The 22,574-nt window shown below is 32.0% G+C and carries 30 protein-coding genes; all 30 read right to left on the bottom strand.

What is annotated here, in order from left to right; genetic code table 11:
- Entirely contained in the window at positions 1 to 2,250 is a 2,250-nt protein-coding gene (locus OCV55_RS08720) for a hypothetical protein (protein WP_147580384.1), read from the bottom strand.
- A 3-nt stretch (positions 2,251 to 2,253) separates the two neighbouring features.
- A complete protein-coding gene (locus OCV55_RS08715; protein ID WP_147580383.1) occupies positions 2,254 to 2,619 on the bottom strand; it encodes a DUF6711 family protein in 366 nt (121 codons plus the stop codon).
- Positions 2,620 to 2,633: 14 nt separating this feature from the next.
- Entirely contained in the window at positions 2,634 to 4,490 is a 1,857-nt protein-coding gene (locus OCV55_RS08710) for a phage tail protein (RefSeq protein WP_267309878.1), read from the bottom strand.
- 78 nt (positions 4,491 to 4,568) lie between these two features.
- A complete protein-coding gene (locus OCV55_RS08705) occupies positions 4,569 to 5,297 on the bottom strand; it encodes a hypothetical protein (protein WP_267309877.1) in 729 nt (242 codons plus the stop codon).
- Positions 5,290 to 5,544: a hypothetical protein gene (locus OCV55_RS08700; protein ID WP_032090220.1), complete on the bottom strand. Its 255-nt coding sequence runs from the start codon at positions 5,542 to 5,544 to the stop codon at positions 5,290 to 5,292. Before OCV55_RS08700 ends, OCV55_RS08705 begins: the two co-directional genes overlap by 8 nt.
- A 137-nt stretch (positions 5,545 to 5,681) precedes the next feature.
- The gene (locus tag OCV55_RS08695) at positions 5,682 to 6,113 is read right to left on the bottom strand and encodes a DUF6096 family protein (RefSeq protein WP_147580382.1); all 432 of its coding nucleotides are present in this window, start codon (positions 6,111 to 6,113) and stop codon (positions 5,682 to 5,684) included.
- 14 nt (positions 6,114 to 6,127) lie between these two features.
- Positions 6,128 to 6,544, bottom strand: a complete 417-nt coding sequence (locus OCV55_RS08690) for a phage tail tube protein (protein WP_032090221.1) — start codon at positions 6,542 to 6,544, stop codon at positions 6,128 to 6,130.
- A 20-nt stretch (positions 6,545 to 6,564) separates the two neighbouring features.
- Entirely contained in the window at positions 6,565 to 6,924 is a 360-nt protein-coding gene (locus tag OCV55_RS08685) for a hypothetical protein (protein WP_032090222.1), read from the bottom strand.
- Entirely contained in the window at positions 6,921 to 7,454 is a 534-nt protein-coding gene (locus OCV55_RS08680) for an HK97-gp10 family putative phage morphogenesis protein (protein ID WP_118743967.1), read from the bottom strand. Before OCV55_RS08680 ends, OCV55_RS08685 begins: the two co-directional genes overlap by 4 nt.
- Positions 7,451 to 7,756 carry a hypothetical protein gene (locus OCV55_RS08675; RefSeq protein WP_118743968.1) on the bottom strand — a complete coding sequence of 102 codons (306 nt, stop codon included), beginning with the start codon at positions 7,754 to 7,756 and terminating at the stop codon, positions 7,451 to 7,453. The genes OCV55_RS08680 and OCV55_RS08675 overlap by 4 nt, the downstream gene beginning before the upstream one ends.
- Entirely contained in the window at positions 7,719 to 8,072 is a 354-nt protein-coding gene (locus OCV55_RS08670) for a phage head-tail connector protein (RefSeq protein ID WP_267309876.1), read from the bottom strand. Before OCV55_RS08670 ends, OCV55_RS08675 begins: the two co-directional genes overlap by 38 nt.
- The gene (locus tag OCV55_RS08665; protein WP_118473762.1) at positions 8,047 to 8,337 is read right to left on the bottom strand and encodes a Rho termination factor N-terminal domain-containing protein; all 291 of its coding nucleotides are present in this window, start codon (positions 8,335 to 8,337) and stop codon (positions 8,047 to 8,049) included. Before OCV55_RS08665 ends, OCV55_RS08670 begins: the two co-directional genes overlap by 26 nt.
- Before the next feature lie 12 nt (positions 8,338 to 8,349).
- Positions 8,350 to 9,204 (bottom strand): P22 phage major capsid protein family protein, encoded by an 855-nt coding sequence (locus OCV55_RS08660; protein ID WP_147580381.1) that lies wholly within the window; start codon positions 9,202 to 9,204, stop codon positions 8,350 to 8,352.
- Between the two features lie 15 nt (positions 9,205 to 9,219).
- The gene (locus OCV55_RS08655) at positions 9,220 to 9,849 is read right to left on the bottom strand and encodes a DUF4355 domain-containing protein (RefSeq protein ID WP_147580380.1); all 630 of its coding nucleotides are present in this window, start codon (positions 9,847 to 9,849) and stop codon (positions 9,220 to 9,222) included.
- Positions 9,850 to 9,936: 87 nt separating this feature from the next.
- On the bottom strand, positions 9,937 to 10,095 hold the full coding sequence (locus OCV55_RS08650; protein ID WP_195941258.1) for a hypothetical protein: 159 nt from the start codon (positions 10,093 to 10,095) through the stop codon (positions 9,937 to 9,939).
- Positions 10,082 to 10,297: a hypothetical protein gene (locus tag OCV55_RS08645; protein ID WP_032090228.1), complete on the bottom strand. Its 216-nt coding sequence runs from the start codon at positions 10,295 to 10,297 to the stop codon at positions 10,082 to 10,084. The genes OCV55_RS08650 and OCV55_RS08645 overlap by 14 nt, the downstream gene beginning before the upstream one ends.
- 42 nt (positions 10,298 to 10,339) lie before the next feature.
- Positions 10,340 to 10,699, bottom strand: a complete 360-nt coding sequence (locus OCV55_RS08640) for a hypothetical protein (protein WP_032090229.1) — start codon at positions 10,697 to 10,699, stop codon at positions 10,340 to 10,342.
- Positions 10,689 to 12,500, bottom strand: a complete 1,812-nt coding sequence (locus tag OCV55_RS08635; RefSeq protein WP_147580379.1) for a minor capsid protein — start codon at positions 12,498 to 12,500, stop codon at positions 10,689 to 10,691. The genes OCV55_RS08640 and OCV55_RS08635 overlap by 11 nt, the downstream gene beginning before the upstream one ends.
- A 14-nt stretch (positions 12,501 to 12,514) precedes the next feature.
- Entirely contained in the window at positions 12,515 to 13,972 is a 1,458-nt protein-coding gene (locus tag OCV55_RS08630) for a phage portal protein (protein WP_147580378.1), read from the bottom strand.
- Between the two features lie 11 nt (positions 13,973 to 13,983).
- Positions 13,984 to 15,261: a PBSX family phage terminase large subunit gene (locus tag OCV55_RS08625; protein ID WP_147580377.1), complete on the bottom strand. Its 1,278-nt coding sequence runs from the start codon at positions 15,259 to 15,261 to the stop codon at positions 13,984 to 13,986.
- Positions 15,251 to 15,679 carry a terminase small subunit gene (locus OCV55_RS08620; protein WP_147580376.1) on the bottom strand — a complete coding sequence of 143 codons (429 nt, stop codon included), beginning with the start codon at positions 15,677 to 15,679 and terminating at the stop codon, positions 15,251 to 15,253. The genes OCV55_RS08625 and OCV55_RS08620 overlap by 11 nt, the downstream gene beginning before the upstream one ends.
- Before the next feature lie 143 nt (positions 15,680 to 15,822).
- Positions 15,823 to 16,311, bottom strand: a complete 489-nt coding sequence (locus OCV55_RS08615; protein ID WP_147580375.1) for a hypothetical protein — start codon at positions 16,309 to 16,311, stop codon at positions 15,823 to 15,825.
- Positions 16,298 to 16,792: a US12 family protein gene (locus OCV55_RS08610; RefSeq protein WP_147580374.1), complete on the bottom strand. Its 495-nt coding sequence runs from the start codon at positions 16,790 to 16,792 to the stop codon at positions 16,298 to 16,300. The genes OCV55_RS08615 and OCV55_RS08610 overlap by 14 nt, the downstream gene beginning before the upstream one ends.
- A 203-nt stretch (positions 16,793 to 16,995) precedes the next feature.
- The gene (locus OCV55_RS08605; protein ID WP_147580373.1) at positions 16,996 to 17,499 is read right to left on the bottom strand and encodes a hypothetical protein; all 504 of its coding nucleotides are present in this window, start codon (positions 17,497 to 17,499) and stop codon (positions 16,996 to 16,998) included.
- 89 nt (positions 17,500 to 17,588) lie between these two features.
- Positions 17,589 to 17,822, bottom strand: a complete 234-nt coding sequence (locus OCV55_RS08600) for a hypothetical protein (protein ID WP_147580372.1) — start codon at positions 17,820 to 17,822, stop codon at positions 17,589 to 17,591.
- 2 nt (positions 17,823 to 17,824) lie between these two features.
- Positions 17,825 to 18,331, bottom strand: a complete 507-nt coding sequence (locus OCV55_RS08595; protein WP_147580371.1) for a dUTP diphosphatase — start codon at positions 18,329 to 18,331, stop codon at positions 17,825 to 17,827.
- A 249-nt stretch (positions 18,332 to 18,580) separates the two neighbouring features.
- The gene (locus tag OCV55_RS08590; protein ID WP_147580370.1) at positions 18,581 to 19,075 is read right to left on the bottom strand and encodes an HNH endonuclease signature motif containing protein; all 495 of its coding nucleotides are present in this window, start codon (positions 19,073 to 19,075) and stop codon (positions 18,581 to 18,583) included.
- Positions 19,076 to 19,396: 321 nt separating this feature from the next.
- Complete coding sequence (locus OCV55_RS08585) at positions 19,397 to 19,792, bottom strand: RusA family crossover junction endodeoxyribonuclease (RefSeq protein ID WP_147580369.1); 396 nt, start codon at positions 19,790 to 19,792, stop codon at positions 19,397 to 19,399.
- Complete coding sequence (locus OCV55_RS08580) at positions 19,780 to 20,124, bottom strand: hypothetical protein (protein WP_267309875.1); 345 nt, start codon at positions 20,122 to 20,124, stop codon at positions 19,780 to 19,782. Before OCV55_RS08580 ends, OCV55_RS08585 begins: the two co-directional genes overlap by 13 nt.
- 246 nt (positions 20,125 to 20,370) lie before the next feature.
- Positions 20,371 to 22,572, bottom strand: coding sequence for an AAA family ATPase (locus OCV55_RS08575; protein ID WP_147580368.1), 2,202 nt, complete (start codon positions 22,570 to 22,572; stop codon positions 20,371 to 20,373).
- Positions 22,573 to 22,574: the final 2 nt, after the last annotated feature.

Raw genomic sequence — 22,574 nt, 5'->3', positions numbered from 1 at the left:
CTATTCCTCCAAATTTAACTCACAGTTGAAAACTGCTTTTTTATTAATATTTTGCGGACTTATAGTAAAAATAAATCCTTTGTCATTTAATCTTGAATCATCAAGCTCTATAGGTGAAAATTCCTTTTCTCCTAGTTTTTTTACGCTCCATTGTAAATAAGCGCTTTTACCAAATCTTTTTTCTAATTGTTCAGCCGATTCAATTCTTTCGGCTCCAATATAAATATGAACAGTCAATATAGTTGCAATATCACTGTTTTTAAATGTATTTCCATTTGATGATTCAATATATAGAGTTATTGCATCATCACCATAGCTTCCCATAATAAGTGGTTCGCTTGTTTTTGATGAACCGTCAGTATAATTTGTTACCGAATAAGTCCATAGATATTTATTGTTTGAGCTTATAGCTTGAATTGAAGTAGTCCAACCTTCACTATCCACTCTTACATCTTTGCTTTTATTCGTTGCTAAATAATAGGTTGTGATATTTCTAATTCCTACACCTTGTTCAGCCAACGAAAAAGCTACATACATTCTAATTGAGGTACTTCTATATGATACGTCACATATATAAGTCACATTAGGTGTTTTGTTGGTCATGATATTTTTATTAACTGATAAAATACCATCTTTTACGATCTCATAACTACTGTCTATGTCGACTTCCTTACTATTGATTATTTTTTTATAACCAATCGTACAATTACTTAATTCTATAATTACATTACCGTCCATAATACAAGGTGTAATGATTGTTGGTGTAATGGTCCAATCAGGAATGTAAGTTCCATTATCATTTAATTTTTGAGTTAATGTAGTATTAGTAACGTCTAGAAAACTATTTCCTAAATGAACTGCATCACTTTCATCAACTATTGTTGTGTATCCTGTATCAAATTGAATATTGTCCAATGTAAATACGCACTTAACATTAACTGACATATTAATATCATCAGGAGTTAATGTGATAAATTTACCTGTTTTGTATTTTTTATCATTTAAATACCATTGAAAACTTAGATCATTATAATTTTCAGTAACATCTTCATTAGAATTCATAACATGACATGCAATTTTAATACTTTGATTATAACTATTAAGTATAGTTGCACTAGGTACAAGATTAACAGTAATCAATGAAACATCCAAATCATCTATTTTGGATTCTATTTCATTAATCTTTGTTTTGATTTCTTCATTTGATAATGATAATTCACCCATTTTAGTATTTAGATCTTCCTGCTCTTTAGCAACGATATCTAATTTTAATTTTTCTTGGTCTTGAGTTATCTGTAATTTTCTAATTCTTGTTGAATTGGTAATTTTTTTAATAACACGTTCTTCGTTTTTTGTTGGAGTATTTCCATCAACTTCACTTATAGAAAATTCTCCACCTTTATATGTGATAGACAAATCAGTAACCATAAAATTGAATTCATCATTATAATTTACTAAACATCCTGGTAACAAGTTATCTATTGAAATCATTGATATGCTTTTTGTTGAATAAAATGTTAATCCATTTAATTGATCATATAGTTTATCAATCAAATTTTGTTCATCTGTTAAGTATAAATTGTTAGAATCTAGAAATATGGTATTACCCGTTGTATCTCCTTTTTCTAATGGATTTAACCCATTTTCATAATAAATTCTAGACACGCAGTACAATTCATTTTTTTCATAGTTTGTTAACGTATCAGTTTTAGCAAACGCATCCTTAGTCACTTGAACAAATTCAAATGAGCCTTTACCGCTTGCAAATACATTTGCTCCAAAAAGCTCAGCAATCCATCCTAAGTAGTTTCTAATAACAATGGTGTTATCGTACCAGGAAACTTCTTTTTCTAAGATATACGCAGGAATATTGGTTCTTACAATAGAAAGACCAGTCAGCGTTTCTATTTCATCTAACTGGTCTTTAATCGTTACTGGATAAGATAATTGAGTTGTATATGGAACATCCAATTCATAATTGTTATCATATAATTTTAAGCTTAATGACTTTGTATATTTTTCGGGTTGGTCGTAAACCTTAAAATATCTTACTTCACAATTTTCATTTTCTTGTACTTCCCAATATTTGGTTATATCCAAATCATCAAGAATACCATCATAGTTATCAAATTTAAGGTTTAATTGCATAGTAGGTACATTCCCAATGATATAGCCATTAGCAAAAACAACTGATGATTTATACTCTATAAGTCTATGTGTTACATCTAAATCTCCATATTTTATAAGCATTTTCTACACCTCAATCAAAGCAAAAGAAAAAGACTGAACTTTTAATCCCGTCTTTGTTCTTATATAATTATATTTTTTATTTCCGGCATACATCTTCTTCGTGCCCCTAATTCCATGATCAGGAATATACAACTCAACATTGAATTCAGTAGGAGTAACAGCATTTAAAATACTCACGACATCAACAAATGTCTTTAAATTCCATGTCAATGTTACTTTTAACATATTGGATCTAATTCTATTTCTTCTTAAAACACCTGTAGCAATAGGTCTTACACTATCTCCATCCAAATCCTGTATTTCAACACTGATATCAGAAGGTGTAGGTAATAATACACCATTTGCTTTTATTTTAGCTTCATCAGCCATTTTCCTACACCTCCTTAATAATCAAATACTGGCTTACCAGTTTGTGCTTCATATTCTTTGATATTATCAATCACCATTCTAGTTAAAACTTTACCATTTTCTAAAACTAAATTGATAACATACGTTCCTCCATTACCATTATCAACTTGTGGCAATCTTTCAAAAATCTTTTGAGCAATTAAGTCTAAACCTCTAGTATTTCTTTGTAGAGGGATAACTGCTTCAGTTCCTGCTTCCCCAAAGATTGCAGGAGTTGCTTTTGAAACAACTGCACCTTCAGCCAATTTTGGAATTTTTGAAATATTAAATCCTTTTCCACCGATACCTGGAACCCAATTAGGAATTTTAATTTTATTTAATCCACCGATAAAACTGTTGATTCCACTAATGATTGCATTAATAGGCGCTTTAAATATTCCAGCAAAACCACTAACTATATTGCTAAAGATATTCTTAACACCATTCCATGCTCTTGCCCAGTTTCCAGTAAAAACTCCACCAACAAAGTCAATGATACCACTTAACACACCTTTTATTGTGTTCCAGATAGCTGTTACTGTAGAGCAAAATGCATTAAGAGGTACACCTAATAAGCCGAATGCTTTTGTCCAATCATTCGTAAAACCTACTTTTAAGAAATTAGCAAATCCTTCAAAGATTTTTCTAATGCCTTCCCAACAACGTTTTTCGTCACCAGTGAACACACCAACAAAGAAATCAGTTAAGCCTTGGAACATTTCAATAACATTAGGAATTAATTCATTGATTAAATCTCCCCATGATTTGAATGTATCACTGAACGATCCAACGATAAAATCAACTAATGGTGATAACACATTATCCCATACCCAATTAATAGCATCACCTATAGCTTGGATACCTGGTTTCCATGTATTCCATACTTCTAATATTCCTGATAATGCAATTGATAATACGCTTACTAGGAAGTTTGCTAATGGAGCTAGTACATTTTTCCAAAGTGATAAGGCAATCGTAAATACTGCTTCTACTGCTTTGACAAATGTTTTAGCAAGGAATGTTGCTATCGGTACAATAATTGTATTGAATAGATCTAATAGAAAATTAAAAATTGGCACTAAAATACTTTTATAAAAATTATCTAATATACCTGTTAATTCACTAATAGAATCATTTACTAATTGTCTAAAACTATCACTTGTTTGATATAAATACACAAGAGATGCAGTAACAGAGGCTATTAGAGCAACAACTACTAACATCGTCGCGCTCATACCAGTAAATGCTAAAGAAACAAGGTTTGGATAATTGTATAAAGCAATAAATGTCTCTAATAATTCTTTTAGTGCTAATTTGATTGTGCTGATTGCAAGTGTAATGTTTTCCCAATTTTTTATTGTTTCAAAAGCTAAAAAGCCTGCAACAATACCTGCAATTAATGAAAGAATGATTGGTTTATTTTGTTTAAGCCAATCTTTAATTGAATTCAATTTCTTGAGTACTTTATCTACTGCTTTATCAACACCACTTGTATCGGGTTCTCCAAAAGCGTTATCCCAATCAATAGAGCCAATATCATAGCCTCCGCCACCAGCTCCACCAGCTCCGCTTCCACCTGAACCACCTGAGCCTGATGAATCACTTGCGCTGATTGTGTTGATTTCATCAAAGGATGCTAAAGAACCTAAGGCCTTTGCCGTTTTCTTGGCTTGACCCTCAGTACCTTTCAATGACTTATTTAAACCACCAGTTGAAGCTGTAGCTTTTTTAGCTGAATCACCTGCAGCAGTAAATCCAGCACTTGCTTGTTTAGCTCCACTCTTTTTACCAAATAATTTACCAAAAACTCCTGCGATTACATTTGCTAATGTAATGAGCTTTCCAATAATCATATTGATCACTTGAATTACTGGAGTTAAAGCTGCAATTAATCCGTTACCAATAATTCCTAGTAATTGTTTAAATTGTTCTTATAAAATACGGACTTGATTGGCCCATGTTCCACTTGTTTTAGCAAAGTCCCCTTGAGCCATTGATAATTGATTCAATACAAAATTGTATCTCAAAGTAGTTAATTCAGCTTGTGACATATCGCTTACATTCTTACTGATTCCTTGGCTTAAAGCATATGATTGTAAGTTTGTTTGTGTCATGACAATACCTAAATCTTTTAATGTTTCAGTTTCACCAGTAAATACTGACTTTAATTTTATATCAGCTAATTCTTGAGAAATGTTATAAAAGGAAGCAACATCACCTGATAGACCAGCTAATGTTATTGCCATATCATTTGCTTTTTCTTGACCTAATCCCATACCTGAAGCCATGGCCATATAAGTTGATGCTGTCTTTTTAGCTGAGAGTTCACTCATACCAAACTGTTGAATTGAATTTTTAGCAAATCGCTCGGCTTTCCATGCCATATCGCCAAAGGCTGTATCAACTACGTTTTGTACTTCTGTAATATTTGAAGCAACCTCTATAGCTTCTTTCCCTAATTTGTATAAGCCAAATCCTGCAGCTACTTTAGCAACCATGGATTTAATACCACTTACGGCTCTACTAATTCTTCCAGTAGAACTTTCAATACTACTTGCTGATGTTTTAGCTTCATTTGTTGCATTTTTCAATGCGCTACTGAACTTACTTGTTTCAGCTGAGATGATAACTTTTAATTCTTCTAATGTCTTTTTAATCATCTCCTTTAAATTTCTTATTGTAACTGTTAGCAAACCTTAATCTTCTTGCTTTAAAGCTTTCAAATTCATCTTGTTCTTTTTGGATATAGTATTCTTTCTTTTCATCTTCAAATAAATCAGGATAGTAATCCCATATTTGTTTGATGTCACTTTCACTTGCTTTTTCTTCACTGAATATAATACTAATTCCTCTTAATAACTGATCAGCAAGATTGTGATTATGGATTGCTATTTGCTTTTGTTTCATTCTTTCTTTTCTTCGGTAGGATTCAATATAATCTCCTATTTCTAGTACCGAAGACTCCCAAAATAAAAATGAACTAATATCACAATCTAAAGCAATTGGATAAAGTTCATTTATTAAATCGGTTAAAAATTCATATTCTACATTAGCTCCTTCGCTTCCACTAGTTTCTTGTCCATCGTTTCCGCTTGAGCTCGTGAGAAAAAACCACTTACTTGATAAATTGGTAAAAATACATCTGTCATGAATGACATTTGTGTTCCACCTTCCTCACAGTATTTATCAAACATTGTAATTACATCATCTTCTTTGATGCCGTGTTGAAACTTTTTCAATGCACCATGAGTAATAAGTAACATTACTTTTAATGGTGGCAATGCACCTTCTTCAGCATTAGAAACAACTGTTAAAAGATTAACTCTTAATTTTGATTCTAAATTAACAATTTCAGAAGTACTTAATTTTAATTTGTATTCTTTTCCATCTACTTTCCAAATAGCATAAGGCTTTCTTTTAGGGGTTTCTTCAACTGTAACTTCAACTTCTTCTAATTCACCACTTAATGCTCCCATTTAATTTCTCCTTTCTATGCAATTTCAGGATCTGTAATTTCAAATGCTGATGACAATGCAATATTTAAATCAAATTCAATAACTCCATTAACTCCACCACCAGTACGTTTAACTGAAACTTGACCTGTGAACTCAGTAGTTGTTCCATCTTTTAATGTTTCTTTAAAAGATAGATTTTCTCCTGATGCTTCATATGCTCTTAATACACGATAAGGGCTGTCTTTTGCTGTGTTATCATATTTGAATTTATAAGTAATATCCCCTGGATCTCCAATACCCATTTCATACATTTTTTGAGTATCATCTAAATCTGTATTTTCAACTTTTTCAGGATCTACACCGATTTCAGGAATTTCTTTTAATCCTTTTAATTTTGTATAAGTAGTTACTGTTTTGCTTTTAAATTCTAATTTAGCACCATTCGCTAACATACATTTTCCTCCTTGACTTTTTAACTTGTATGATAAATAAACTGTTTATCACAGTCTATAATTGCTTCATATCTCATTTGTTTATGTTTTAAACCGCTAGGATCAGGAACATCCGAACATGACGTTCTTAAAAAACCTAAACCTGCCATTACTTCATCTACATCACACGCAGTTTGTGATGTGCTTTTATTATCCCAAATATCAATTCTATATCGAATGAACGAGGATTGTTCTTTATCATCAGTAAAGTCAGCTACTTTATTTTCTTCCTCGACATACTGAACCGCAGGCAAGTCGGCCCAGTTTTGAGGATAAGCATCACTTACATTCTTATTTTTTTGAGAAAGTCCTTTATAAACAATGTCTTTAACATTAATCATTTATTACATATCTCCTTTAGCTTTTTTCTAAATAATCTTTCAGTATTTTTTGCTATTGCTTGTTCTTGATCATGAAGTGCAGGATACATAAAAGGTCTAGCCATTTGTCCTCTTGTACCATAACCAATGACATCTCCGTTTTTATAGATGATTTTAAAACCATATCCTTCAGCTTTATCAACTGGCATTGCATCTGCAGGTATCATCCAACCTGTTTGCTTATATTTAGGACTTACTTTAGGTGATATTCCTTGATGATTAGCTTCTCCATTAGGGCCAGTACCAAATTCATAATAAGGTGCATACTTTGAATTAGTGTATACAGTAGAAGAAACCATATCTTCTTTTACTTCGTTTTTAACTCTAACTGAACGAGCTAAAGCACCCGTATCACTTGAAATCAAAAGCTTTGCTTGACTTTGGACAATTCCCCCTGCTTGTTTAACTGCTCTCATAGTTACTTCTTGTCCTGCACCTGAATCTAGTTCAGATAATTTTTTTATGAGGTTATTAAAATCTTTATTTGTCATATTTTCTCAATTCCTATAGCTTTAAAACGCTTAAATTTTTGGATGCTGACAACTTTATAAGCAACTCCCTCATAATTTATCATATCGTGTTCTTTAATCTCTAGAGAGCCATAATAATGCATATTCAACATATCATTTACACGCATTCCATAAAGTTCAACTTGCAGTTTAGAACTGACTGGCCATATCAAAGCTTTATCTTCATATGATTCATCACTATAGCTTTCCACGATATTGCCTTCATCATCTTTTGAAGGATTATATTTATTCAGTTGAAACGTCTTGAGACTTCTTTTTTTCATCTTGTAATCTCCTTGCATAAGGTGATAAGCGATAATTGGTAATACCTGATAAAATAGCATCTTCAGTTAAATAAGATTCACTTTCTCCACCCTCATTATAAGAAGCTAATCCTTCATTACCTTGTTTGTTATAACGGGCAATAGCAAGTTTTAATACAAATGGATATAGATCATCTATCAACTCACTTCTATTAGTTTTAGATAAAACTGTGCGCTTTGAATTTAATATAAAAGAAGAAACCAATGTATCATCAGTTTCTCCTGTTAAATTCTTAAATTCTTCTAAAAGATTATCCATTTTGCTTAATAACAGCAATCAATTCTTCTTTTGTAAGTGAGTCAATATTTTCAATTCCTAATTCTTCAGCATATGCCTTTAATTCATCTAATTTCATTTTGGAAACAGGTTTATTAGGTTTTATGCTTTCATCAATGCCTTCTAATTGTTTGATTTGCTTATTTAAATCATCCAAAGAATCGCTAACGATATAATTCAATGGATCACTTCGACAAATTTTTATAACATCTTTATTTAAACACTCTGTAGAAACAGTTGTTTTAATATTGTAAATATAAGCCATTTACTGCACCTCCTATTCAGTTGCTGGATTTGCTGTTAAAACCGCAATACATTTTGATTGGAAAACTTTAGCACCATATACATGTAATCCTTTTACAGCATCACTAAATCTTTTTTCAGGTCTATATGCTTCAGTTGATAAAATTTGTTCAGCATAAGAACCAGCTTCATCTGTTCCACCAATAATTTTGTATTTTGTTTTAGCTGTGTTTGGAACATTGTTAGAAACATAAACAGTAAAACCTGCAGCTTTACCAACTTCCCCACCTTCTAAAATTGCCTTATTATAATCAGTTCCATTTCCTACAAAACGTTCATCTTTTAATAATAAGCCATGATACCAAGCTGGAACAACTACCCAACGTCCTACTGTAGGTACATTTGCTTCAGTTAATTTAACTCCTAAATCAACAAGAAAATCATAAGCAGTATCTTTTGTTGGCACTTTTGGAGTTGTATCACTACCAATAGTATTATCAGCATGAACGTTGATAGCTAATAAGTTAGCTGCAAAAGCATCAACGACATCATTCATACCATAAGCTGCTCTTTCCATTGCTTTATCCATTAATTTGGGATTTGTTTGAGCATTATCAACATCTTCAACAGCAAAATTGAAATATTTAGCTTGATCAATCTTTAATTCTTGTTGTTCTCCAGATAAATCTTCAGGAGCTTCAATATCTTCACCTTTTGTATAATCTTTAATTGTTACGTTACCAATTTGGTTTACTTTGACAGTATCACCAAAGTTCTTAATTTCCCCTTCATAATCTCTATTTAATAAGTTTAAATATACATGTCTTTTATCTAAATGTCTTAAAAGACGTGCACTCCAAATTGTTGGAATAAAATTTGCTACCGACATATTTTAAATATCCTCCTATTTTTGATTTGACATAATTTTTTGAACTTCATCCCAGTTTTCATTGATCTCTTTAGCTGACATATTTTTAATTGATTCTAAAGAGATTGTTGTATTTCCTGGAACTTTCTTCATTGGAGCATTGCCTTTGATTTTTTCTTCAACTGCTTTTTCTACTGCAGTTTGAAATGCTTTCTCTACAATTTCAATGCTCTTTTTACAAGATTCAGCATCAGTTAAATTAAGAATTTCAGCTAGTTCAGTTGGAATTCCTTTATCAGCTAATTGAACTTTAACTTGAGCAGTCAATTCTCTACGAGTAATTGCAGCTTCTCTATCATCTAATTCTTTAATTCTTTTTTCTTCCTGATACTTTTTCTTTTCTTTTTCGCTCATTGTTTCTAATTTTTGAGCTTCAGTTTTTTCATCTTCTAAATGCTTTTCCCAAGCTTTACGTTCTTTAGCAATTCTTCCTTGAACGATTTTATCTAATTCTTCTTGGGTAAAAGTTTTTGTTTCTTGGCCACCTTCTCCACTATCTTGATTATCTTGGCCAGTTCCTTGATCACCATCATTTCCTGAACCATCTCCAGAATTATCATCAGCAAATAATTGAATATCTAAAGGAAACATAAATTTCTTTTTCATAAATACCTCCAGTTAAAGTCCGTAAGACTATCCCATCTTTTAATGTCGTAAGTTTTTGGACAATAAAAAAAGACAATTTCAAACTGTCTATTTATTAGGTTTATTTTCTTTTATTTCTTCTACAACTTTCGCATCCAACAACTCTTTTATGCGATTAGCATCATTGACTTCAAATACATCACCAGCATACCTAACGACACCTGTATTTTTATCAATCATATTGCGAATAACTTTAAGTTTTGCCATATTTCTTCTTGTTCCTTTCTAATGAGTTGGTTTTAGATTTTGGTGGTGGTACATAACAGTCGTATTTTTCATATCTAACATGGCCACAAATCATACACATATATTGAATTTTCTTAACCAAACAACTTCTCTTTTTATCAAAGTATTGTTCAGTACGATACTCAAATTCTTGGTGGTGATGTGGTCTTAATCCTTCAGCCATAAAATGCCTCCTTTCTTTAAATTTGGGTAAAAGAAAAACCGACTATTTGTCGGCTTCATCTCTAAATGCATCTTCATAATTTAATTTTCCTGAATTTAAAACGAAATCCCTATCTCGCTTCATTTCCTCTAATTCTTCCTGAGTTTCGACATGCTCACCAACAATAATTTGGTCAACATTCTCATATGTTTGATAAAACATGTAATTTACACCATCATTTAGCGTTGGGTACAATTCAGCTTCAATAGTTGCTAATGCCAAAGAAACTTGTAATGCAAACAAAGGGTCACCATCAAAAGAAGGACCTAAATCATTTAAATGGAACATACCAACTGATTGATCATTGCTATTAAGATACGTCAATTTCAAATCATGTTTAAGACTAGCATATTCATTTGACATTTTTATCACCCTTTTCTTTCTTAATGATTTTGTTTTTCATGTTATTTAACGATTCTTTTGTATAATTTCTATATACCCAAGAGTTATTATCTTTTCCTGATACAATGCTTATATTAATATTTGCATCTATAACTTCTTGTTTTCCTATAAGTTCATTATACACTGAATTACAACTAAAACACATATCTTTTTGAGATAGAATATAGATTTCTTGTTCTTTTAATTCACCTTTCAATACCTGATCATAAATATATTCAAAAAACTTGTATTCCGTATCATACTCTCTTGTATAATCATTTTCATGACCTTTATACGGAACAAGCTTAGTATGCGGATGTAATCTTTTAATTACTGGTGATGTTATTAATTTACTTTTATCACCTTTATAATTATTGAAAACATCATCATTTGTACTTGATATTCTACTAGATGCAATAAAAAAATCATCTCCAATTTTCATTGATGCAACATTTCCTTTGCTAGCTCTCGTTGTCATGTATTTATCTTTTGCAACGAATGCCTCTTTATCAAGCTCTAAAATAGTTTTGGCATCAACAGTCCCATAATCGACTTTGTAACGATTAACCGTTCTATAATTATATTTTAGATCATTCCATTGTTCTACATTTTTGTATTTCAAATCTTGAAATTTAGATAGTGATGAAAGCATATTTTCTTTACCTAAAACATCCAAATATTTTTTATACTGTTTTCTATCATTCGATAAATTCTTTGTTTTCTTGATGAAAGTATCAACAGTATCTACACCATGTGTTTCTTGTTGCCTTTTTAACCACTGATCATAGTTCTCTTTAACGTCAACAACTTCATCTCTACCAGTAATAAGATTACGTTGTCTTTTCTTCATGGCATCAGTAACACCCTCAATATATGGAATCATATGAGAACGGCAATTAGGATGAAGTGGTGGAACATTAACACCAACTTGTGCTTTTGATGTTTCAACAATGCTTCTATCATGTTGCTGACAAACTTTTGATGTTCTACTGTCATGTACTGCAATAAACATTTGTTTGTCGATACCAGCATCCTTAAAAGCTTGTTGATCAGCAAATGCTGACATTGCAGCACTTTCGGTTTGAACTAATCGCCTTGCTTGATAAGCACCAACAGCAAACTTATTCATGATAGTATCAGCCATTTCCTTTTCGGTTTTATTTGTTAATACACCTAGCATCATTTCATCTTTCAATGAATCAGCTAATGTGCTTGTATTGTTCCAAATTCTATCAGAATAGTTTTTACCGCTCCACTTAGACTTTAGTGTCTTATCAATCAAACTTGCATCTAATTTATCAAATTGGTAGGCAACATTCATACCTTGTTGAAGATTATAAATATCTTTGTAATAAGCATTAAAAGCACTGTTGATATAACAATCAGTGCTCTTGTCTTTTTCGATATCATAGACTTCTTTCATCAGATTATCTAACTGACTTTGCATATTTTCAAGTCGTTTTATTCTATATTGATAAGCTGGAGCATCAAGTCTTTTTAATAATTCCTCTCTTTGCTGATTAGAGACGTTATTTTTCAACAACCTTTTTAATTCATTATAATCATGATCATTTACCATTGTTGAAAGTAATCTTTTTGCTTCTACTTCTGATAATCCATAATCTTTTTTGTATTTTTCAAATATTCCTTCTATTTGTTTTTGAGTATAAACACATGCTTTGTTGTAAATGCTAGAAATATATTCACTGGTTACTTGAGCATCATCTAATATTTCAGTAAGCTTTTCTTCTTGTCGCTTCTTCCAATATTCTTCATTTTTCATATCAACTCAACCATTTAATTAGCTTTGCTAGGATTTTGTTTAGAATCTTTACTATTGGAAGCATCATCTTTTGTTTCATCATTGTTTTCCCCATCTTGATTGAATGGTGTATCATTTTGAGATTTAAACATTTCTTGTTGAAGTTTAATGTTTTCTTCATTCTCTTGCTTTACTTTTTCAATTTCACTAGTTGCATCTTCAACAAAAGGAAGTTGTTCAATCAATGTTTCAGTTGAAACTTTACCACTTAAATCAGCTATCATTTGAGCAAGTTCATTTAAATTTTTAGGAAGCTTACGAGTAAATGTAATTTTTACATTGTTAGGATTAATAGCAATGGCTTTAAGATTCAAGTAATTACAAAATAGTTCAATTCTTTTTTTTAAACCTTTCTTGTAATACTTTTCCTTTTCTCCTGTAATCATTTGTAAGCCAAGCAATTTATATTCCATGGCCACTCCTGAACTGTTACCAACAAAATTTTCATCAGTAAGATTAGGAACATGAGAAAATGTATAGATATCTTCTTTGATTGCTTTTCTTAATACTTCCATACCGTTTTCATCAAAAGTTCTAGAAATATATTCAGCTCTCGCATCTGCAGGAAGCTCCAACAATCCATTTTCTTTTAAAATCTTCATAACTTCGCTTACTTCTTCGGAATCATCACCCATCAATGATCCATAAATAACAAGTAACGCTTCAACGAATTGCTCTTTATCATTGACACGGTCACTCATTAACTTGTTATAAGCATCAATCAATGATATTTGTTGTTCAAAATCACCAATGCATAATTTATTATTACGATATTCTATAATTGGAACATTTCCAAAATAATGAGGTACTGGTTCATTGACCATTTGATGTTTTTGTCCACTGCATTCAAGGATCATTGTGTTGACATAATTTTTAGTACAAACAGTAGCACGATAACAATACTTACTTGTTATTGCATCTTTATAACGATAGTAGTAAACACCAAACAAAAGATTTTGCTCAATCGTATCATCATATACAAGAAATGTGTGGTCAGCTTCTATATTTCTTAAGGCAATTTCAGTAGTATCTTGTTTGATGTAAACATACTCATAAGCAACACCACAAACACTCATATCATGAGCATTATCACTATCAACATCATCAACATCTGCTCTATCAAAAGCTTCCGTTAATTTATCTATGTTTTCTTGTCCTTCATCATCAAAAGTCGCATATGAAATAGGACTGTTCATGAAATAACCTGTTGCCGTATCGCTGATATCTTTAGCATGATTACACACAATACGGTTGTTTGCTGATGTCTTTAGTTTTTTTCTTCTATGTCTTATATCATGATTTCCTTCATAATATCTTTGATTCTTTTTTATTCTTCCAACCAATGTACGGTGTTTAGTAATCAGCTGTTCTATTTGAATCATATTCAACTGAGTTTCATCATAAGTTGTACTATCTATTGTGAACATGTACATACGGGTACCTCCTAATTTTCATATCTAGCACGGTTCTTGCCTGCTCTAGCTTTACTTTGGATAATGTCGGCTTCACAACCATATCGTGCAGCATCAATTGTATGGTTATTTTTATCAGGAAACTCACCTTTAAGATTTCCTTCTTTATCTTTTTCAATTTCATAATCATTAAACTCCCTTGAAGCATTTGGACAACGAATTGGATCTATAATAATTTGTTCTAAATCCTGTAACCATTTAATCCCATTTTCTACACTGTCCGGTCCTTTCTTTGCTCCAGTTACTTTTAATCCTAGTAACTTAAATTCATTGATAGTACGAGGCTCCGCGCTATCACATGTTACTAATTTATTTAATGGATTTAACCTCTTGATTTTCTTAACCGCTTTAGCATTAGAAAGACGAGTACCATATACTTCTCCAAAAATAAAAAGACGTCTTCGCGTCTTGTCATAATGCATTTTTAAATAAGCTAATGGATCTCCTGCATATCCAAAGTCCAAACCATTTTTCAATCTATCAAAGGTTTGTATTTCTTCATTTGTTATTTCTCTAATCAAAAGATTAGTAAATACTTCTCCACCTGTACCAGTAACTTCACCCAAGTAATCGTGATTATACTTTTCAGGATTAATTTTTTTCATGTGCTCAGCTTCAATTAGAAACTGTTCTCCAAGCCATTCTTTTGGAGCTTGAAGATAAGTTGTGTGTGAAACTAATGTATCAGGACGTTTGATAAGAACTTGTTTATTACACCAATTTCTTTGACTTTCAGGCGGGTTGAATGAATAAAATACACAATATTCAGGACCACCACGCAAAAGAGATTGATTAATGTTTGTTATCTTATCGTAACTTTCAAATTCATCACATTCTTCATACCACACATACTTGATATATCCTACAAACACTTTTGTTGATTTTAATTTTTTTGGATTATCGGCACCTTTAAAAATAATAACCTGTCCAGTAGGCTTGTACGTCATTTGAAGTTTAGAATCAGGAATATCCCAATCATCTTCGGCTTTCAACATGTAAATGGCCCACTTGATTTGCTCATAAACTGAACCTCTCAATGTATCTTTTACACGTCTAATCACAACAGCATTACTCATTAATCCCTTTTGTGCATCTCTCATGATGCCTAAAGGAATTTCAGTACCAATGCATGAAGATTTAAGAGAACCTCGGCCACCTTTTAACCAGTAATGCGTATAATCATTGTTTTTAATATGTTTATGTACATCATAGAATGCAGGACCAATAATAGACTTTAAACTAACTTTCATCTATATCATCTACAATTACTGTTTGACCGTTTGAAGTAATATCAATATTGTCCTTAAACATACCAAAACGCTTACCAAGTAATTCAGCAGCTTTTAACCGTTCCTTTTCATCAGGCGGTTTAGCAATGACTTCTTGATAACCATCACCAGCTAGAGCAAGAACATTTGCTTCGCTTTTGCCTCTCATGACAGATGTAAGATATTCCATGACTTCTTGAATATTTGCAGTATTTTCATTATGGATTTCTTCCAGTCGCTTGTTGATGTATTCAGCAATATCTTTTTGTTTAAGAAGTTTGTTTGCCCGAACACCAGCAACATTATCATTCTTAATCGTTTTATATACTGTTCTATAGGCACGTGTGCCATTTAGATCAATCAGATATTCATCACAAAAAAGTTTTTGTTTTTCAGTCATAACGACACACCTCCTTTGTAAACTGTTGGTTGCAGGACTAGGATTCAAACCTAGAATACAAGCTTAAGAGGCTTGCGTGATATCTTTTCACTATCCTGCCTTGTTTTAGGTAAAAGAAAAAGCAACCGAAGTTGCTCTCTTATCTATATTTTTTTTGCTTTTATCTGTACATCAAAATTAATTATATCTAATACATCACAATTCTTATATACTGACTCATATGTTATTTCATCTAGGTTAGTATTCGGCTTTTCTACAAATATTTCTGCCACGTAGTCCCCAGTATTTGGAAAATAAAAATTATCAAAAGTATACGTATGTCTATGTTTATAGGAAAGAAAATTTTCCGCTGTTTCTTTTTCCTCAGGAGAAACTGTAAATTTCCCTAAATATGCAACATTAAAATCCTTGACCTTATTTTCTCTCAAAAAGCCATAGATATTTACATTATTTACAGGCCATTTTCCTTCTGCAAGATCAGCGTAAACATTTACCACTGTAAAGAGTGTAAAGCTTGCAGATAAATCATCATCTACATATATTATATCATCTATAGTCATTTGCCCACTTTGATTATCAAAATCATTACATATAAACGTGCTAGCAGATATTTTATTTTTAAATTTTGTCATCTCTATTAACCTCGTTTCTTTCTAGATTTATATCAGATTTTTCAAAACTATTTCCTACTATGGATGTTGTGGAATCTTTTGAATTTTGTTTTTGATTTTTAACAAAATCTTGTGTTTCTTTAAATGATCTATCTATCTTATTCATAATATCTTCTTTTAATTCGTTAATCATTCGAACTGTTTCATTCTGAGTTTTTATACTTTGATCCAAATTGTAAAAGCTCAAAAACATAGAAATAATACCAATCACTGTAGCAACCAATCCCAGAACAATTCCTACCCATGAATTCATTATGCTAATCGTTATTTTTTTATCAAATATAATTCCTGCAATAAACAATGAAATAACGCCTGAAGCAATGACATACATAGAAAACGGCCACCAAAAACATTTCATTTCTTCTACTTCATCATCTAATTTTTTTGAGCTATCCCGCTTGTTTACATATACATATCTTACATATTTCTTTTTTCTAAACATTTCTTTACCTCATATAAATTGATTAAGTGAAATAATTATACATCAATAAAATATTGTAAACAAGAAAATTAATTATTCCAAACTAAAAAGCTCCTGAAACAAGAGCTTTTCAAAAATAAGTCATCATAGGGAAAAGTAACGTCTCTCTTTTGCCGAAACCTTACAATAACATAATAGCACCAAATCAAATGTAAATCTTATACCTAGAGTGATTTTTTTAGTAAATTTTTAAGAATTTTATCAGCTTTTCGATACAAACTATTTACATTATTAATGTTGTATCTATCCATACATTGAGTCTTTGTAAGATTGTAATAGAAGTCTTCAATGAACTTTCTGTCAAGCGCATCCATATGATCAAGATAATACTCAACAGTTTCAATACGCACATTCCAAAATTCAAGTTCTTCTTCAAAAGAATCATTGCCATATTCCTTGATGTAGTTATCAACTGCATTTTTCAACTCATCTTTTTTAGCAATCAGATGATTGTACTTATCAACACTATCCTGAACAAATCCACCTAGTCCATCACTTTTACCAGGAGACTTGATTTGACTTAATTTTTCCTCTACCTCTAAAAGCTCGTTTTTAAGCGATTTGAGAGGAGTTTCATACTCCTCAATTAATTTGTCACGTTCTTTGATTAAACCCTTGTACGCACGAAATTCATTGCGCATAATTGATAATGTGTGTATTGGTATCATCTATTGTCCTCCTTCTTAACATTTCTTAACTACTTTTTTCTTCTAACAAATTCAAACAAGAATAATATTCGTGCTTGTAATAATCTATTTTATCTTGCATTTTCTTCAATCCAATCCAATTCCTTACATTGTTGGTTGATTGCTTTTAATTCATCTACAGTTAAAGGTGCACAAGTTTGAATTCTTTTTTTGTCTAGATTGAAAACTATATGCTCATATCCACGCTTTTTCTTATATGATATGAAGTGGCTTGCTCCACCAAGAGTAAATGTGTCAAAACTGTATTTATACCCTAACTCTTCAAACATTTCTTTTGCTGTCATGATCAATACCCGTTTTTAAGCCTTTCATAATTGATCTTGTTTTTATTAAGATACTCTTGATAGATTTCATCAAAAGAAAATTGTAAACACTTAGTTAATTGCAATAAAACTGTCAATTTATCATAACTATATGAAATATCACCAATCAAATAATCAAGTCTTTCTTTTCCTAATTCATTGAAGTGATTAATTGAAAATTCATATTTATTTAAAATACTATCAATTGCTTCATCTGTGCTTGAATATCTGCGCTCCATTTCATTTGTCATAACAAAATGGTACACATCCACTAATTCCTCTAATACACGTTTTCTATCAACAGGTTTTTGGGTTTTCTTCCACCAGCACCAATCCCCTTTTAATTCATGTGTTAATTCTCCTAATTCATCAATAATCGCTAACTCTAATTTTTCTTCGGTCATAGCTTCTTCACCGAACTCATTTAAAATATTTTCGTTCAATGTTCTTTGCATTTGAAACATTTCTTTTAATTGTTCCTTGATTTTCATAATTCCTTACCTTTCTTAATCATAAAGTTTTCTTAGAACAGTCTCATATTCAAAAGGTATCTTTCTTCCTAATGACTTTGAAAGTAAGTACACCTTTCGATATTCAGCTTTTAAAGTATAAAAGTGATCGTATATGAACGTACACTCTGATACTGTTAGATCATTATCTTTGCATTGTGCAGGAGTTAAATGCATTGTTGCTTTGCAGTTTGTCATCCTGCAGTAGCGCATAAACAAATCAAACATTAATCACAATCTTTCCCATGACAAATCAAACATAGGATTCTTTCTTTTTCTGTTGCAGTAATCACTTACTGTTTGCCTTGAAATAAATAACTTCTTTGCTGCTTCTCTAGTTGATTTGTAATAACAGTCATTTATTGCGTCATAGATAATCACCTTTCGGTTCCTGTTACCATAGTGAAGTCCTGTTTCTCTTCGTGTAACCAATCGAAGATTTGCCAGACTGTTGTCACTTCTAATCTTGTTTTTATGGATGATGTTATATCCATCAGGAATAGTTCCAACAAATAACTCATAAACGATTTTTGAAACCGTATAAGCTTGACCATGTATTTTTAAAACTGTTTTCCCTGAAGTCTTGTGAATGTACGGACTTAATAAATATTCACTGCCATTTTTATAAACATGCTTTGCTCTTCCAAAGTTTGAAAAGAAATATCCATCTTTGTATTCTTTCCAGTATTCACCTTTTTTCTCATCAACTAATCTTTTGACTGTCATAACTAAAACCTATTCCCAATGTAATCTAACAAGCTCGGTTGATCTTTACACATTCTCAAAGAACAACGTTTCTTGATTTGATTGTAATATTTACAGGTTGAGCATTTCTTACGATCTACTGGCTTTGCAACATCTTCTTTCCTCATCTGGAATCACCTTCATTCACTGGACAACGTTCTAAATCCCAGTCTGCAGGAATTTTGCTCATACATTTGCATACAGGGTCTAGCTCACAGTTTTTGCAGTCATCTTCCCCATGAGAGTAACAGTAATTTTTAAGAACCTGTAATGAGATGTAATCATTGATGTTAGTTGTTTTAATCATTCCAATTCCTCCAATCGAATATATATACCTGGTATGTCCGCCCAAAACTTTTCAATCAGCTCACTGGCCACTCTTGAATCATTTACATAGAAACCTAACCTTTCCATGATATCCTTCAACGCTTTATTCAAATCATCCGTATCAGGCTTAGTATATTTATACTCCCCATCATGATGTTTACCAGTAGCTGGAAAACACCATCTTACGATTAATCTCAAAGGACCATCAAAAGGCTTATCAGGAATATGTGGTATCAAATGAGCTTTCAGTTTTTCTTTTGCACTTTTAAGTTCTGGTGGATCATAAAACTTCTTTGTGCCCATGTTCACCTTATGCTGTTGAGCAGTTGTAGTAGGTGGAATCATAGGCATGAAAAATTCTATTCTTCCCATGAACAATATCCTTCCACGCAAGTTTTATTATCACAAACATCACAGTTACCAAAGCTACCATCATGTTCTATGTAATCTATGCCTTGCCATTTTCCAGTATCTCGATCATATTCAATAGCATGATTTTTAGAGCTTACATTCTGAACCAATTGAAACAACACATGTAAAGCTAATGGTTGTTTAATTAACCAATTTGCCACTTCACTTTTTTTCATGTCAAATTCTTCTCCAGGTAAAGTGTGGTAAAGTGGTGGCATCCTTTTTGCAATTTTTAAAAATTCTAATTCTACTTTTGTTAGATTTCTATTTTTGCTACCTTTTGTTTTTGGCATATCAGTTTTCCTCCTATCAGTTTCCTGCTCGTCATTGTTAGCGGGTTAGGAGTCGTCGTGCTGCACTTACGCACGACTACTTACCCCGCAATGACATACACGAGTTATTTTTAAGGTGTCACCTGTCACTAAATATATTATGATAATAATATATTTCACTGACACCCTCACTGACACCTATCAGTCAGTCAAATAACATGTTTTTTGACTGATATCTATCAGTGTCATTTTATGTTTTTTGACACCCTAATTTCGAATGACAACACCATTATCAATTGTAAAATCAGGATGCTCTTTTACGCGATTTTTTACCGCATTTTTACTTAATGTAAAGTATTCTTCAAGTGCTTTTACAGTTACTTCACCATCTACTTTCAAAGCTTCGTACGCTATTTCTAAAGAATTCATTCTTTCCTTCTTTTTATCTTGAGGAGACTTTCTAGCTTCTTTTGCTTTTTTCCATTGAGGTTTTATATCATCAGGATCAATATCTTGTAGTGCCCCATCTTCATCCAATACATGTACTGGATATTTAAAATAAAGGTTAACTGGCGGAAACTTTGAGAACTCTCTCAATGTTCCTTCAATTCTCCATGCAGTAATTGATGTAGCTTTTGAACGTGCTTCATTGACAAGATTATCAAGTTCTTTGTAGTAGTCATGGCCAAGTTTACTTTTACAAAAATCAATCATGATAGTTTGTGATAAGACATCATCTTGAGATAGTTCATTTAAAAGTTCAGGTTTATGTTCTTTTAAGTAATCGACACAAACTCTACATGCACTCATATTTCTTAACTGTTTGTAATGTGATTCATTTAGTTCCAATTCAATTAAATCTAGTAAAGCATCAGGATCACGTGCAAATACACCTGAACCACTAGCGCGGTCCATACTTCTTTTACCACCTTGAGAACCTTTCGAATGGTGATGGCAATAGATTACTGATGTACCTAACTCATTACAAATCTTGTCAAACTGGTTACAGAAATTAGCCATTTGGTCAGCACTGTTTTCATCTCCAGTAATAACTTTGTAGATTGGATCTATGACTACTGCTATATAATCCTTTTTAGAAGCTCTTCTAATCAATTTAGGAGCAAGTTTATCCATAGGAATAGATTTACCCCTTAAATTCCAAATATCGATATTAGACAAAGAATTAGGCTTGATGCCAAGCGCTTTATAAACATCCTTGAATCTATGCAAACATGATGGTCTATCCAACTCCAAATTGACGTATAATATTCTTCCTCGAGCACACTGCCATCCAAACCATTTTGTTCCTTCAGCAATCGCGATACACATCTCAATCAATGCAAATGACTTACCTGCTTTACTAGGTCCAGCAATAAGCATTTTATGTCCTTGTCTTAGAATTCCTTCTATTAATGGTGGTGCAAGTTGAGGCATATCATCCCAAAATTCGCTCAATGATTCAGGATCAGGTAAATCATCATTGATGCTTTCAATCCATTCATACCATTCATCCCATGAACTTTTACCAATATTAGTATCAACAAGAAATTGCTTTCTTCCTTTTCTTGTAATCCCCGGCATTCTTGAAAGCCTTGAAGGGTTTCTATTTTGAGTATCAACATCTAATCCATTTTTTTTACAAATGTTATAGAGATAATCAACACGCTTACGATATTCTTTCATATCTGCAGCTTCAATTTTTACAATTGCATGTAGGCTTTTACCACCTGAATGAACTAAACAAGCTATTGGAAGTTCTAATTCTCTCAATACTGCATTTTGTTCTTCAATTACCATTGAATCACTTTCTACAAGAGCATATTTAAAATCGGTCACATTTTGGTTCTTACAGCCTTTTCCATCCAACGGGTTAAATCGTATCCATGCACCTGCTTCTTCGTTGTAGTCGCCTAAAACTGCACCGATATCACCTTTGCAATTATTCAACTGTTGTATAAGTTTTCCTGCTGTTCTATCCCAACATCCTTGTGTTGGCAAATGTTTCTCATCTTTAAGCCATGTTTTAGTTACATATCCTACATTTTCAGTAGAATCAAAAAGCGTTTCCAGATAAGTAATCAATTCAGCTACTGGATTCCAGTTAAGAGGTTCTTTGACCTCTTTCCCTTCAATCCAATTCTTATCAACTATGACCTGTTCATCTTTATCAATAACATCATTCCAATCAAGTTCATGGCCACTTTCTTTTATTGGTGGGACCCACCCCTGATTTTTAGCATACTGAACAATAGTTCCGCCTGTTACACCTGAACCAGTAAAAGACTCCCATTTTCTATAGCATTCATTTTTATGATATCTTTTAGAATCAAGTTGACTCCAGTAGTCCCAGTCACTTGCTGTATAACCTTCATATTTGAGTGCCATTCCAACATTGCACCATTCCTGATAGTCAAGCAAAGAAGGATCTATATTATTCAGTATTTCTAATAAATCAGTTGTATACTCCATTG

Source organism: [Clostridium] ammoniilyticum (genome assembly GCF_025566905.1).
Lineage (GTDB): Bacteria > Bacillota_I > Bacilli_A > Erysipelotrichales > Coprobacillaceae > Faecalibacillus > Faecalibacillus intestinalis.
This window is presented reverse-complemented; position numbering and strand designations above follow the sequence as displayed.